Source organism: Paenibacillus terrigena DSM 21567, from assembly GCF_000374845.1.
Classification (GTDB): domain Bacteria; phylum Bacillota; class Bacilli; order Paenibacillales; family Paenibacillaceae; genus Paenibacillus_K; species Paenibacillus_K terrigena.
Window position 1 is genome coordinate 160,423 of sequence record NZ_KB895421.1, and the last position, 14,961, is coordinate 175,383.

General features: G+C 48.3%; 12 protein-coding genes and 2 riboswitches. Of the genes, 5 read left to right on the forward strand and 7 right to left on the reverse strand.

Going from position 1 to position 14,961, the window contains the following annotated elements:
* Positions 1–15: 15 nt before the first annotated feature.
* On the reverse strand, positions 16–1,563 hold the full coding sequence (gene pruA, locus C558_RS0123680; protein ID WP_018758799.1) for an L-glutamate gamma-semialdehyde dehydrogenase: 1,548 nt from the start codon (positions 1,561–1,563) through the stop codon (positions 16–18).
* 197 nt (positions 1,564–1,760) lie between these two features.
* Here pruA and C558_RS0123685 point away from each other — a divergent pair, with 197 nt between their 5' ends.
* Both C558_RS0123685 and C558_RS0123690 read left to right on the forward strand, forming a co-directional pair.
* The gene (locus C558_RS0123685) at positions 1,761–2,684 is read left to right on the forward strand and encodes a proline dehydrogenase family protein (RefSeq protein WP_018758800.1); all 924 of its coding nucleotides are present in this window, start codon (positions 1,761–1,763) and stop codon (positions 2,682–2,684) included.
* A 67-nt stretch (positions 2,685–2,751) separates the two neighbouring features.
* Positions 2,752–4,497, forward strand: a complete 1,746-nt coding sequence (locus C558_RS0123690; protein WP_018758801.1) for a sigma-54-dependent Fis family transcriptional regulator — start codon at positions 2,752–2,754, stop codon at positions 4,495–4,497.
* A gap of 115 nt (positions 4,498–4,612) precedes the next feature.
* Here C558_RS0123690 and C558_RS0123695 read toward each other — a convergent pair whose 3' ends face one another.
* Positions 4,613–6,070, reverse strand: coding sequence for a catalase (locus C558_RS0123695; RefSeq protein ID WP_018758802.1), 1,458 nt, complete (start codon positions 6,068–6,070; stop codon positions 4,613–4,615).
* Between the two features lie 237 nt (positions 6,071–6,307).
* Positions 6,308–6,520: a cold-shock protein gene (locus C558_RS0123700; protein ID WP_018758803.1), complete on the reverse strand. Its 213-nt coding sequence runs from the start codon at positions 6,518–6,520 to the stop codon at positions 6,308–6,310.
* Between the two features lie 334 nt (positions 6,521–6,854).
* On the opposite strand from C558_RS0123700, the gene C558_RS0123705 reads away from it, so the two are divergent.
* Positions 6,855–8,513, forward strand: coding sequence for a sulfatase family protein (locus C558_RS0123705; RefSeq protein WP_026264105.1), 1,659 nt, complete (start codon positions 6,855–6,857; stop codon positions 8,511–8,513).
* Positions 8,514–8,620: 107 nt separating this feature from the next.
* Positions 8,621–9,847 carry an MFS transporter gene (locus tag C558_RS0123710; protein ID WP_018758805.1) on the forward strand — a complete coding sequence of 409 codons (1,227 nt, stop codon included), beginning with the start codon at positions 8,621–8,623 and terminating at the stop codon, positions 9,845–9,847.
* A gap of 62 nt (positions 9,848–9,909) precedes the next feature.
* Here C558_RS0123710 and C558_RS0123715 read toward each other — a convergent pair whose 3' ends face one another.
* From C558_RS0123715 to C558_RS0123725, 3 genes are all read right to left on the reverse strand, one after another.
* Positions 9,910–10,146: a DUF6953 family protein gene (locus C558_RS0123715; protein WP_018758806.1), complete on the reverse strand. Its 237-nt coding sequence runs from the start codon at positions 10,144–10,146 to the stop codon at positions 9,910–9,912.
* A 14-nt stretch (positions 10,147–10,160) separates the two neighbouring features.
* Positions 10,161–10,679: a hypothetical protein gene (locus tag C558_RS0123720; RefSeq protein WP_018758807.1), complete on the reverse strand. Its 519-nt coding sequence runs from the start codon at positions 10,677–10,679 to the stop codon at positions 10,161–10,163.
* A 195-nt stretch (positions 10,680–10,874) separates the two neighbouring features.
* Positions 10,875–11,696, reverse strand: coding sequence for a hypothetical protein (locus C558_RS0123725; protein ID WP_018758808.1), 822 nt, complete (start codon positions 11,694–11,696; stop codon positions 10,875–10,877).
* Positions 11,697–11,987: 291 nt separating this feature from the next.
* Positions 11,988–12,074: riboswitch (cyclic di-GMP riboswitch) on the forward strand.
* Between the two features lie 89 nt (positions 12,075–12,163).
* A riboswitch (cyclic di-GMP riboswitch) is annotated at positions 12,164–12,253 on the forward strand.
* 54 nt (positions 12,254–12,307) lie between these two features.
* On the opposite strand from C558_RS0123725, the gene C558_RS0123730 reads away from it, so the two are divergent.
* The gene (locus tag C558_RS0123730) at positions 12,308–12,955 is read left to right on the forward strand and encodes an anthrax toxin lethal factor-related metalloendopeptidase (RefSeq protein ID WP_018758809.1); all 648 of its coding nucleotides are present in this window, start codon (positions 12,308–12,310) and stop codon (positions 12,953–12,955) included.
* A gap of 57 nt (positions 12,956–13,012) precedes the next feature.
* Here C558_RS0123730 and C558_RS0123735 read toward each other — a convergent pair.
* The coding region (locus C558_RS0123735) for an S-layer homology domain-containing protein (protein WP_026264106.1) at positions 13,013–14,961 on the reverse strand (1,949 nt) is incomplete at its 5' end.

A 14,961-nucleotide genomic window follows, 5' to 3' on the forward strand; every position in this document is an offset into this window, starting at 1 on the left:
TTGCTGATGAACTTCTTAGAACTTCTCTGACACCATCTTCGCTTGCGTGAACAAGAGCAGATAATCCCGTCCGCCTGCTTTCGAATCCGTTCCCGACATATTGAAGCCGCCGAATGGATGCGTGCCTACAAGTGCCCCTGTACATTTGCGGTTAAAATATAAATTTCCGACGAAAAACTCACGGCGTGCCTTCTCCAGATGTGCCCGATTGCGCGAAATGACCGCACCTGTTAAACCGTAATCCGTGTTATTCGCGAATTGAAGCGCTTCATCAAACGATGATGCCTTCGTGAATGCAACCACGGGTCCGAAGATCTCCTCCTGTGAGATCCGTGCCGCCGCGTCGACATCCGCAAAAATCGTCGGCTCGATGAAGTACCCCTGCGGATCCCCTGTGTTGCCACCCCATACGAGGCGTCCTTCTTGCTTGCCGATCTCGATATATTCTTGAATTTTACGATAAGCCTTGTCATCGACGACAGGTCCGACATTCGTTATCCGGTCCGTTGGGTTCCCCATCACAAGCTGCTTCGTACGCTCAACGACTTTATCCAGTACTGCGTCATATACATCTGCATGAATAATCGCACGAGAGCACGCCGAACACTTCTGGCCAGAAAATCCGAAGGCAGACGCAGTAATGGCATCCGCAGCCAGATCCAGATCCGCATCGCTATCGACCACGATGGAATCTTTGCCGCCCATTTCCGCAATGACGCGTTTAATCCATTTCTGACCTGGTGCCGTCTTCGCTGCGCGTTCGTTAATCCGAAGTCCTACGTCACGCGAACCCGTGAAGCTAATGAATCGTGCAAGCGGATGATCCACCAAGTAATCGCCCACCTCGCCACCTGGTCCCGGTAGATAGTTCACAACCCCAGCAGGCAGGCCCACCTCTTCGAGCAGTTCTACGAATTTCGCTGCAATGACAGGTGTCGTACTCGCCGGCTTCAATACAACGGTATTTCCCGATACGAGCGCTGCTGTCGTCATGCCCGCCATAATCGCAAGCGGGAAATTCCACGGCGGAATGACGATGCCGACCCCAAGCGGAATATAATAGAGTTCATTCTCCTCTTCTTCAATAATGGTAAGCGGCTGAGGCGCACTGAGGCGCTGCATTTCGCGCGCATAGAACTCCATGAAGTCAATCGCCTCTGCAGTATCCGCATCGGCCTCGGCACGTGTCTTGCCTGACTCGAATGTGAGCCATGCAGAGAATTCATGCTTGCGGCGGCGCATGATCGCAGCGGCCTTGTAGAGATACCGCGCCCGCTCATTCGGATCGGTATGCTTCCACGATTCGAATACACGGGCAGCCGTCTGAATCGCTTCTTCCGCGAGCGCACAATCCGCTTGCGATACGACCCCGATCACTTGATCGGTGGAGGCTGGATTGACCGACGTCACCTTGCGGTCTGTCGTCACTTTGTTGCCCCCAATAACGAGGTCATAGGAACGCCCAAGCTCACCCTCCACTTGTTGCAATGCCTTATCATAAGCCAGATTGTTCTGTTCATCTTTGAAATTGGTAAATACCTCATTTTTAAATTCTACGCGCATACCCTTTTCATCCTCCCTGAGTAAAATAACAAGAAATATAAATACCGTCCTGTATCCCAATGTATTAGCAATTACCGTGCCAACTTGCTTAAAAAAGAAATATTTTATATCAAATGCGGTTTTGGCATCCTTCTTGCTTCTTTCATGATTGCTACATCATTACTATGACATGATGATTTGGAGAGGGGATTCTACCCATGGACATCGGTACGGAACTATATCGCAAAACACTACTGACGATTGCCGGCAATCGGCTCGTTGAACATTGGTCGCTCAAATACGGCAAGAAATTAGCGAGTAAATTTATCGCAGGCGATACGCTTGCTGAAGCCTTAACGCAGATTGAGGCACTGAACCAAAAAGGGATTATGGCGACCCTCGATCACCTCGGAGAAGGCATTCGTCACTTGGACGAAGCTGCGGGATATCGGGAAGAATATGTGCGTTTGGTGCGAGGGATTGCGGACCGCGGTGTGAATTCCAATGTCTCGTTGAAGCCGACGCAGATGGGGCTCGCGCTCGACCCAGAGACCTGTTACGCAAATATACGCGCTGTTGTCGCAGAATCTGCGAAGCATCACAATTTTGTCCGCATTGATATGGAAGATACACCATTCACGCAAGCGACGATTGATATCGTTCGACGCCTGCATGCCGAGGGGCTTACGAATGTCGGTACCGTCATTCAAGCGTATCTCTATCGTTTTCTGAATGATGTCGAAGCGATGATTCAGGAGGGCATCCGCCTGCGTCTCGTCAAAGGGGCCTACAAGGAGCCGAGTACCGTTGCCTACCAGAACGCTTCGGATGTCATTACGAATTTCAAAAAAATGATTCAAATGCACCTCGATCAAGGCATCTATACGTCTGTGGCCTCCCATGACGACACCATGATCAGCTGGGTCAAAACCTATGTTCAGCAAAATGGGATCTCCAAAGACGCTTTTGAGTTCCAAATGCTATACGGTCTACGCATGAGTGAGCAAGCCAAGCTCGCCCAAGAGGGTTACCGAATCCGCTGCTATGTTCCGTATGGCGTGATGTGGTATCCGTATTATACGCGCCGACTGGCCGAGAAGCCCGCAAATCTGATGATGGTTCTCAAAAATATGTTCAACTAAGCGACGGAAGATCAGGTATAATCCATATATTAGAATCTTTGTTCTCATATATGGGAGGTCAACCGATTTGAAGCATCATCTGCCGCGTCTCGAACAATTGATCAATACCCAATTTAGATGTCTACCAACCGATCGCATAGAGGCCCTGCCGATAGAAAATATCTCTACCCAAGGCGATGGACTTGTATTTACCCAAGCAGGCTCGCAATATTTCTATCTTAAAACGCAGCATGGGCTCAACAACGATTCATATGAACAATCTTTTATCAGGATTCCTGTGGAAGCGCTTCCGATAGATACTCCGCTGGAAGAGGCCATGACTCGATTTACGCACTCGGCATATCTCCTTGTGGAATCGGAAGGTCAGGTCGTCGGTTATGTGTCGGCTGTCGATTTATTGCAAGCCATCACGCAATCATATCGTGTTCTAGACGCGTATTATCGAACGACCCTTGCGACGATTGATCCCGACATGGCTATTACGCTGATTAATGAGACGCAAGAGGTAGCTGTGTGGACTGCAGGCGCAGAGCATATCTTCTCGATTCAGAGCCAAGATATTATCGGCAAGCCTGCGACAGCCTTCTTTCCCGTCGATCGCTTGCAATCCTTGAAGACCCTTCAGACCGGGGAGTCTGTCTATAAAATGCAGCACCAACCGCGCCAGGATTTGTTCGTGCTTATCAATGCAAATCCGGTGAAGCTGGACGGGGAGATTATCGGTGCCGTCGCTGCGGAGACCGACATTACCGCCCAAATCCGGCTTCATCAGGAGCTGCTGCATATGTCGAGCAAGATGCATCATCTTCAGCGTGAGATGGAGATGCTCAGTCCATCGTCCGATCCATTCTCGCCGATCAAAGGCACAAGCCGTACGATCAAGAGCTGCATCGACACGATGCGGAAGGTCAGCCAGACGAAGGCGACCGTACTCATTCAAGGTGAGAGCGGTACAGGAAAAGAGCTGTTCGCTAAGGCCATCCATGATTCCCGTGAAGATCATAATGCCCCCTTCATCGCGATTAACTGTGGCGCGATCCCCCCGGCGTTATTCGAGAGTGAACTATTCGGATACGAGAAAGGCGCCTTCTCCGGCGCTGATCCACGCGGCAAGAAGGGGCAAATCGCGCTCGCGAACGGCGGAACACTCTTCCTAGATGAGATCGGGGAAATGCCGCTCGAAATGCAGGTGAAGCTGCTGCGCGTGCTGCAAGAGAAGAAGTATTTTCCGATCGGCGGGACGCAAATGCGCAGCGCCGATTGCCGGGTCATTGCCGCGACGAATCGAGATCTGAAGAAGATGATTGCGGAAGGGAAATTCCGCGAGGATCTGTATTATCGATTGAACGTCCTATCGATGGAGATTCCTCCGCTCCGGCAGCGCAAGGAAGACATCTATGAACTTACCCAGTCGTTCCTGCATGAGTTCTCCCTCGTATACGGGCGGCATATTCAAGATTTTCCGCCAGAGGTGATTCAATGTCTGCTGCAATACGACTGGCCTGGCAATATTCGCGAGTTACGAAACACGATCGAGCGGCTTGTTATCTTCGCAACGGATGGCATCATCAAATCGGATTATTTGCCGAGTGCCATTTATCAAGAAGCCTCACGACCTTCTGCAGCTGACTCTTCCCAAGCCATGGACGTTCATCTCAGCGTTCACGCTTATCAGGAGACCATGGATGCATTCGAACGGAATCTCCTGGTGCAAGCCTTGGAGGAGGTTAATGGCAATAAGCTTGAAATGGCGAAGCTGCTCGGGATTTCGCGGGCTACGTTGTACAATAAATTAAAACGTTTTGGGCTATAGACACGCTAGTGTCTAAAATTTAAGACATTTATATTCGTAATGTGTCTAATTTCATAGACAAACATAAGAAGACCTCCACCCGCGCCATCATTGGCGCGAATGGAGGTCTTTATCGTTATGATTGCATATGCTGGAGATACGGTGTCAGATCCACCTTCAACCCTTGAGCCAATCGCTTGCCAAGCTCTGCATCAGCACGATAGAAGTTACAGATGGCGAGCAGCTTGGTCTGGTCGGTAACCGAAGACAAGTCAGCCGTTAAGTTCTTCACGAGAGCATCCTGCTCCGCAGCCGAATACCGATTCCATACTTGGCCGGCCTGACCGAAGTTATTCGTCTTCTCAATTGTTTTGCGCATCGCTTCGCCTTGGATCGGATAAGGAACATCATTGTACGCTGGATCTTCTTTTGGCGTATGTTGGTGGCGATTCGGTTCATAGTTAATATGCTCCTTCTGCTGGCCGTGCGCCATCGCGCCATCCCGCTGATTATTATTCACCTGCGCGAACGGACAGTTAACCGGTAATTGCAAATAATTCGTGCCAATCCGGTAACGCTGCGTATCAGAATAGGAGAACAATCGACCTTGCAATAGCTTATCTTCCGACGGCTCAATGCCTGGAACAACAACGCCAGGGTTGAATCCGACTTGCTCAGTCTCCGCGAACACATTCTCAGGGTTCTTATTGAGTGACATCGTCCCCACGAGCTGATATGGAATATCTTCCTCGAACCAATCCTTCGTCGGATCCAGTGGATTGAAGTCGAAGTTATCCAGGTCCGCAGGATCCAGCACTTGCACATATAAATCCCATTCCGGGAACTCCCCACGCTCAATTGCTTCATAGAGATCGCGACTCGCATGATTGAAGTCCTTGCTCTGAATCTCCGCAGCTTCCTCGGCAGACAAGTTCTTAACCCCTTGCTTCGGCACCCAGCGCAGCTTCGTGTAGACCGTATTGCCGTAAGCGTTGATCCACTTATAGGCATGGACGCTGGATCCGCGCATATGGCGGTAACTCGCCGGGATTCCTTCGTCGGTGAATACATGCACGAGCATATTCGTCGATTCTGGACTTAGCGACATGAAATCCCAATAGCGGTCCGGTGTCTGTAGATTGTTACGAGGATCCGGCTTCAAGGAATGGACCATATCCGGGAACTTCATCGCATCGCGAATGAAGAAGATCGGTAAGTTATTCCCGACGAAGTCATAGTTCCCTTCTTCGGTATAGAATTTGATCGCGAACCCACGCGGGTCACGCAGTGTCTCAGGGGAGTGCAGTCCATGAATGACCGTCGAGAAACGAACGAATACAGGTGTCTCTTGGCTTTCATTTTGCAAAAATGCCGCTTTGGTGTAGCGTTTCATACTGTTCGTCAATTTGAAAACGCCATGCGCCCCTGCACCACGTGCATGAACGACCCGCTCCGGCACCCGTTCACGGTCAAAATGCGCGAGCTTCTCGAGCAGCTGATAATCCTCCAATAAAGTCGGTCCATGCTGCCCCGCCGTCCTGGAACTCTGATTATTGCCAATCGGAACACCTTGATTCGTTGTTAATTTGGTCATAAAAACGCCTCCCTTTATGTAATATGATAGTAGTCACAACCATTCAAGAATCATAACCACATTGTATGACAGATGATAATTAAAATCAATATTAATTTATAATCATTATAAATAAAATATAAGATAAAGGGACAACTCTCGCCGTTCTAATGATGACGTACGTGCGATATTGTCCCTTTTGTTATACAAAAAAGCCGACCCTACAGGTCGGCTCCATTTATTTCTTACGTTATTGGTTTATGATTTAGTTTGCAGCGGGCTTGTATTCACCAATACGGCTAGCTTTCTCTCGCCCTTCTCCATAACGGATTGACATTGGGGGCATGTCGGCTCTGTTGAAAATGCAAAATTATCTCGCATCCAACCTTTGCATTTCTCATTGGTGCATGACCAAACTGCTGTTACTTCCTCAGGAATCTCATCCATCGGCTTTTTCCGTGAATTATACATGTCCATCCCTCTTTCTATCCAGGATTATCAAGCTTATAAATGCCCTGAACCATCGGTCTCAGGAAGTAAGTTCTCGAAGCACTTCTTTAATATGGCCTGACCGTTGGTTTTTAATAAATAAAAATTCACATATTGTACAAGGTTATCCACGCCTTCCATCATAACCCTCTGCAATATGTGAATTCAGGTCAAATATCAATACATTTCCATCTTACCACTTCTGGCACATAATAGCAACGATTACTTTCCATATCTTAGCGTGCAGGAGCATAGCTTAAGATATAAGCGTATAACGAAGGAGCTGAATACGTTGAACTATCAGCAAAATCCGACCATGAAGCATGAACGGCCTAATTTCTTAGTCTTTATCGTTGATGAGCAGCGATACCCTCCCCGTTATGAGAGTGAAGCCATACGAACCTGGCGCAAGAATAATCTCGTTACGCAGGAGCTACTGCGTAACGACGGCGTGGAACTGCATCGGCATTATATCGGTAGCGCCGCATGCTGCCCTAGCCGAGCTACTATGTTTACAGGCCATTACCCTTCTCTGCATGGGGTCTCTCAGACGGATGGAATTGCGAAGAGCGCTTTCGATTCGGATATGTTCTGGCTCAATTCCAATACCGTGCCCACGATGGGGAATTACATGCGTGAAGCAGGCTACCAGACGTATTACAAAGGGAAATGGCATATCTCCTACGAAGACATCGTGGTCCCTGGGACGCATCAAGATGTTCCAAGCTATCATCCAAGCAACGGTGTGCCTGATCGTCAAAAAGGAGACCTCTATCGACGGGCAGACCGACTGGAAAGCTACGGGTTTTCCGATTGGATCGGCCCGGAGCCGCATGGACGAAACCCGCGAAATTCCGGATCTTCAGCTGCCCATGGCGTCAGTGGGCGAGATGTCGTCTATGCGTCAGAAGTTGCCGAACTGATTCGAGCGTTGGATCAACAAACCCACCCAGCAGAAGAACGACCACCTTGGCTCATCGTTTCCTCCTTCGTCAATCCGCATGACATCGTACTATACGGTTCACTAACAGAGCATATCCCTGCGTTCAGCTTCAATGTGGAACCAACTGTCCCTAACGTGGAGCCTCCACCGACCGTCCTTGAGTCCTTACACACGAAGCCTCGTTGCCAAGCTAGCTATCGCACTGTCTATCCTCAAGCATTGCAGCCCATCCTAAATCCATCTTTATACTATAGACTCTATTATCAATTGCAGAAAAACGCCGATGTGCAAATGCAAAAAGTGTATGAAGCGTTAACGCGCTCCTCGTTCTACGACAATACGATTATTATTTTCACATCCGATCATGGAGACTTGCTCGGCTCACACGGTTATCTCCACCAGAAATGGTATTCTGCCTATGAAGAGATTCTCCATGTCCCTTTCGTGATCAATAACAAGAAGCTCTTCCCGAATCCAAAACAACTTGATGCATTGACCAGTCATCTCGACCTGCTGCCAACCATGCTAGGGTTAGCGCAAGCCAATGTACCAGAGATCCAAGAACGTCTTAAACTTCAATTTACGGAAGTCCACCCCTTCGTGGGCCGCGATCTAAGCTCCTATCTGCTGGGGGAATCCGCGCCGCCCGAAGACTCGGTATTCTTCATGACCGATGATGATGTCATGCTTGGGCAGCATCAGATCAGCGCCTTAGGCAGACCTTATCCTTCTGTTGTCCAACCCAACCATATCGAGACCATCATTACGTGGCTTGAATCAGAAGATGCTGTTGGGACAAAGAGGAGGAGGCTATGGAAATACTCCCGATACTTTGACCCGAACGCAACGAGCAGCGGAACACCCGCCCCCGAAGAGTTCGAATTGTATAACTTGTCCGAGGATCCCTTAGAGATCCGCAACTTAGCTTACTCCACCTTCGCAACACCAGAGAGTCGGGAAATTCAAGCCCAGATGATATGCCTGTTGGATCTACAAAGACAGACCAAACGATTGACCCCAACGACAGCTTGAGATCTCGCTACGAATATCTTTCTTCAGAGGGGGCTTGGATGGTAGAGGGTAGTTTTGGTAATATTCATGTATAAAGAACGCAGAATGTTAGGAATGGAGCACAGTACATGAACAGATTAGCAGCCTTACGCGAGCCCTCTACGCGTAAATTATTATTCAGCGCAGGCCTGAGCTGGTTATTCGATGCCATGGATGTCGGCATGGTCTCCTTCATCATTGCCGCGATAGCCGTCGACTGGCATCTCGGCGCACAACAGATCGGCCTTGTCGCCGCAATCAATTCCATTGGAATGGCTGCTGGTGCAGCCGTGGCCGGTTCTCTAGCAGACCGTTATGGCCGCAGGTCCATCCTCATCTGGACGTTATTAATTTTCTCCGCAGCTAGCGGATTATCTGCACTCGTATCCAGCTTCGTTGCACTATGCATCTTGCGATTCATCGCGGGATTCGGTCTGGGCGGAGAACTACCCGTCGCTTCGACACTCGTCTCCGAATCCGTACCACAGAAGGAACGAGGGCGTGCCGTCGTGCTCCTAGAGAGCTTCTGGGCCTTCGGCTGGATCTTATCCGCGCTCATCGCCTATTTCGTCATCCCGGATTACGGCTGGCGCATCGCCTTTGTTATCAGCGCATTGCCCGCGTTCTATGCCCTGTACCTTCGCCGGGCGATTCAAGATTCACCTCGGTACATGGCGGCGGTACAACAGAAACCCTTGCCTTTTCGTCAGCGTGTCGCTTCTGTCTGGTCGTCGAAATACCGCCGTTCTACCATCACCCTATGGGTTCTATGGTTCACGGTTGTCTTCTCTTACTATGGCATGTTCCTCTGGCTTCCAACGGTTATGGTGATGAAAGGTTATGGTCTCGTCAAAAGCTTCCAATACGTGTTGATTATCACGTTGGCACAGTTACCCGGGTATTTCACAGCGGCGTATTTCATTGAGAAGATTGGCCGGAAGTTCGTGCTCGTGACGTATCTCGTCCTAACAGCGGTCAGTGCGATATGGTTCGGAATGGCCGAGTCCGAAGGCATGCTGATCGCTGCGGGTATCTGCCTTTCCTTCTTCAATCTGGGCGCATGGGGCGGCATGTATGCCTATACCCCAGAGCTATACCCAACGGAAGTACGCTCAACGGGCGTAGGACTCGCCGCATCCTTCGGGCGGATCGGCGGGGTGATTGGGCCTTATCTGGTCGGTATGCTCGTCGCTCGCGAAACGGCGATGACAACGATCTTCACAGTCTTCTTCGTCACCATTCTCCTCGGGGCATTCGTCGTCCTGTTCTGGGGACGAGAGACAAAAGGGATCGATCCCGACAGTCCAACCGTATAAATTCGCACAATAAAGGGGTTGTGTCCTATACCAATATAGGATACAACCCCTTATCATTGCTTCTATGTCCACGCCCAGAAGAATCCGTCTCGATCCCACGCGACTCTGCCGTTATGCAGCTTCCTGAAAGCTTTCTTCACTTCTTTCTCAAGCGAAGCGTTGCCATTCTCGTTCACAAAAACGAACTGCTCGCCGAAATGCGTCCGTACATAATCAATCGCATCGCTCTGTTGCAAAGTCCCTTTAAATTGAATCTCATCGACCATCCATTGGGCGACGGCTTGAGGTGTCACTTCCATGTTGTTCATGCTCCTTAATCCGCTGCGCGAACGAATCCTTCTTCGGTCAGATATTCTGCAGCTTCTTCATACGATTCGAATACCGTATCGAGATCTTCGCCTGCGAAGATGTACCACATCTGATCTTCATCTTCTAATTTGAGCTCCAACGACTGGTTCTTCGCGTTCGTCCAGCGTTCTTCGATCACTTCCTGTGCAGTGTCGGGTGTTGTCGCATCTGATGCTTCTACACTTCCAGTTGCACGTCGTACCCCTTTCCACGTTAAGGAACGGATGGACGCTTCAATGATCGTACGAATTTCTTCCGCAGACATATCGCGAATGTTCACCATACCTCGATCGTCAACATCATAACCGGTCAGATATCCGGCATAGACGAACCCATTGCCGTTCGGATGCAGGTGATAGACGACCGTTTTCTTATCGAACATACTTTCCTCGTAGTGGTAATTGACGCGTTTCATAGACACATTTTTGCGCTCCAATTCAGGGAATGAATCGGCAATCGCGAGCTTTTCTTCAAAACTTAGCATATTTCGTCGGCCTCCGCATGGCTATTGTAGTAAGCCCCATTATACCATAAGCACCGGATAATCCTAATCTCACTCTGATTCCGATAACATCGTGACAAATTAAACAAAGTTCATTGCCACCCGTGCCAAAAGACCCCCATCACCCGAAATTCAGGATTGGAGGCCTCTCTTATTCGTTCATGATTCTGCATGGTGTTAATAGTAATACGTCGTCTGCGATCCGATCTGAGCAACGAACGGATTCCACGCTTGCTGTGAGAACGCCTGGACTGCGTTGCCGTCCGAAGATAAGTTCCGCAGGAATTCGAAGTCCGGGTGTACGACCAAATCCGCTTGGTATGCCTCTATCGTGCTATTCGGCTTGCGTTTCTCATTCAAAGCCGCCAGAATATCCTCTGCCGATTTGAGCCCAATGCCATGCCCAAAGTACAAGTTCGGCCCCATCACGATCGCATTCTCGCCCCGCCATTCCGGCCCTTTTGGATCAAAATCCGGGTTTTCGAAATATACCCCATCCCCAAGATACGCTTCATTCTTGTCTTCCGTGATCACTAGCGGAAGATAGTTACTGGCATGCCAGTCTCTTAAATAAAGATTTTGGAAATACTTGTTAAATTCATCGTCACCGTTCATATCCAGCACGGCCTTATAGAACAGAATCATGATCGCTGTTGAACATTCAAACCCATAATACTCCCCATGTTCAAATATATCTCGAATCCCATCCGCGGGCTGGACATTTCCTCTTAATCGAAATCCACCGTTTGGTGTTCTTATCCAATATCGTGGATTACTGAACGATTCCCGGAAAGGCGCGAATCGGGCATAACTTGCGTTCAAGTCATTGGCTGCCTTCACGATTTTGCTCCTCATTTGCATTTCATAGACCAACGCTTCCTTCGAAGGATAGTAGTAGGTTACCGGGCTGTTCTCCTTCGCCTTTACAATGCTCTGTTCCATCCGCGTCAGCGGCAAACTGCCGGCTTCTTGTAAAGGTCTCCCCGAAATACGTATCACGGCTTCTCCTCCAGACTCATTATGATGACATCGCCCTAGGTTAGTGTACGTATTGCAGGCTGGAATCGTGCATGAATCTTTTCCACTCTAGTTCTATTAGACTAGTAAAGAAACAGCGTATTTCCCACAAATTATAGCGATATTTCACGAAATCCGACTTTCCCTTCCTAATCCCTTCCATATTACATGTCGAAACCTTCATTTTCTCCAAATTCTGAGAATTTTTTTGTTGACTAATTGATAGAACAAGACTACTATAGTGATAGGTTCATAGAACTAATTTCCTATTAAAAATGATAAAGGCAAAGCCGTCGAAAGATGGTGACGCAAAACTACAGGGGCTAACGCGAAAATTCGCCATGCCAGCCAGTTACCGACATAGAAGTACGACGTTATTCGCGTTGTTAACCCTTCTTATTTCGGTAAGAAGGGTTTTTTACGTACAACAATTTCATATGTCAACTCCGTATTGACAAAGGCAAACCCATCGAGAGATGGCGACGCAAAGCTATAGGGGCTAACGCGAGGAATACTCGCCATGCCAGCCAGTTACCATTACAAAGTCTAACGCACTTGAACGAGTGACGTTGGCTTTCCAAGGAGTGTTCGTGATGAAACAAACCAAACTCGTGCTTATTACGCTCATGATGCTGATGATTATTGCACTACTTCCTACGAATAACGTACACGCTGAAGGCGCTCTGCCCGATCAATTGGTCGTACTGCCGACAGGTGATTATAATGTAAAAGAAGCAAAAGAGATGATGGAGCGCCTAGAGAAAATCCCAGCTCCAATCTTAAAAACACTTGCTGACAAAGGCGTTAAAGTGAAATTAACGAACGACATCATTACCAACGAACCTGAATTGAACTACCTCAAAGGCGTAACGCCAAGAGGCTGGGAAGGCACTGGACTCACTTGGGATGATGTACCGGGTGTTAGCGAGAAAGTGGTTGTCGTACGCATCGGATACAGCAAAAAAGGCCATGGCCACAACTCGTACAACCTTGAAATCCATGAGACATTGCATGCCGTTGACCGCTTTGTGTTTAACAACGCAAGCGACTCGCAAGATTTCAAAGATGTTTTCACCAAAGAAGCAGCAAGCAACTATCACGATGGCTATGTATCGGCTTATCCTGCAGAATATTTCGCAGAGAGCGCGAGCTTGTATCTCTACAATGATACAACGCGTAAAGAGTTGAAGAAGGACGCTCCGCTTACATACGATTTTCTGGACAAGCTATTTAATCAATAAGTTAGAAAAAGCTCCCCTCTGATTATCAGAGAGGAGCTTTTGTGTTATAACTCGATGTTATTCAGGATACACATGCTTTGGCTTGATTTCATTCCAAGTCTCTGTGTCATCCTCATTTCTTGTGTAACCGTGGTGATTCGTTGCTTCGATGACATCCGTGTAATACCATTTGTTCACCGAATTGTCTGGCCACATTTTCGCATCTTCATGAATGCCTTTAACCTTGACTTTACGATTCAAAACGCTGTTGATGAATGCCATTGCTTCTGCGCGTGTGATGTACTGGTTCGGTTTGAACGTGCTATCATCATAGCCTTTGATCCAGCCTTTGTTCGCTGCAGAGACAATGTATTTCTCAGCCCAATGCCCTTTGATGTCCGTGAACATTTCGTTCTTCTTCTCATCCAATTTGTCGAAACGGGATGCGATGGCTGCGAATTCTGCTCTCGTAATCTGTTGAGCTGGTTTGAACGATCCATCCTTGTAACCTGTGATGATACCAGCATTCTCCATCGTTGCGATATGCTTGCTCGACCAACGCTTCTGCTCAACATCTTTGTATGAGCTGATCTGTTTCATGTAATCGCTACGTGACTCATCATCCATCAGACGATAGAAGATCGCTGCGACTTCTTCGCGGCTGATCAGGTTCTCAGGCTTGATCATGCCATCTGGATAGCCGTTGATGTAGTTGAAATGCTTATCCTTTTCCAATTGCGGTGGAACTGGAGGCAATGGTGGTACCGGTGGCAATGGAACAGGCGGCAACGGTGTTGGCGTCGATGGGCCTGGATCTACTGGAGGTGTCGTAGCATTCTTCGTATAGAAGAAGAGGACTTCTTGACCTTCTTGATCCGTAAACTTGTAATCTTGCTGTGCCTTCTCCGGCGTGTAGCCTGCAACTGGTGCTGCTTCTAGCTTAACCGTTGTTCCAGCTTTACCACTTGCAGTTCCAGCATTCACTAATTCCTTGTTCGTACCTTTTTCCAGATACTTCACAGTGACTTTGTACTCTTTCTCGACTGGTGCTTCTTTGACGTAGCGAATTTCTAACGTCTGGTCAGGTTCACCAGTGAAAGTATACGTGTATTCAGGTTTTTCTGGTTTGTACACAATGCCGTCTTTTGTGATCGGTTCTGGTCTGATCGTGATCGTTGTATCTTTCTTACCTTCTTTAACTTCAACATTCAATTCAACTTTCTTATCTCCATCCACGTACACATGGTGAACCGTTGCTTTCTGGAGATCTTCCACATTGCCTTTGTAGTAGAAGAAGGTATATTCCTGCAATTCATCTGCCGTTACTGGGTAGTCAAATTCGAATTTCTCTGGCAGATATACAGCGCCCGATACCGAGGTAATCGATCCAGCGACCAAGTGAAGCGCCTTGCCTACTTCGCCTTCATGCTTCGTTGGTTCTTGTAACGGAAGCTCTGTCGCACGGTCAATATAATTCACGGTAACCGTACGTTTCTCAGCAGGTACATTATTCTTGGTGTAGAAGAATGTGTGTTCCTGCTGATCGCCTTTCGCGATCACATATTTGAACGCGTCCGTTTCAGATACAATCGTGTAGCCGTCCACATAGACGGAGTTAAATACCGAACCATCTGCTGGGTTTTTGTGTGTTACAGATTCAGCAACAACGTGGTTCGTTCCTTGTTCAAGGTAATTCAGCGTTAACGTCCGTTCAACGTTCTTCGTGTAGTAGAAGACGAATACTTGGTTCGCATCGACCGAGAATGTGTATTCATGCGTTTTCTCGCCTACCAATGTGTAGCCTGGAACTTCTGCTGCTTTCAATGTTGCAGTTCCGTTTGTTACACCTGGCACTGTCGTCGATTTCGCTACTTCAACATTAGAATCTTCTAACAGATATTTAACTGCTACATTTTGTGCTGCTGCTTTGTAGTAGAATACGAACTCTTGATCCTTCGCGGATGTAAATTTGTATTCTTTCGTGCTTTCGCCCACGACCGTGTAACCTTCAACTTTTGCTGCTTCTA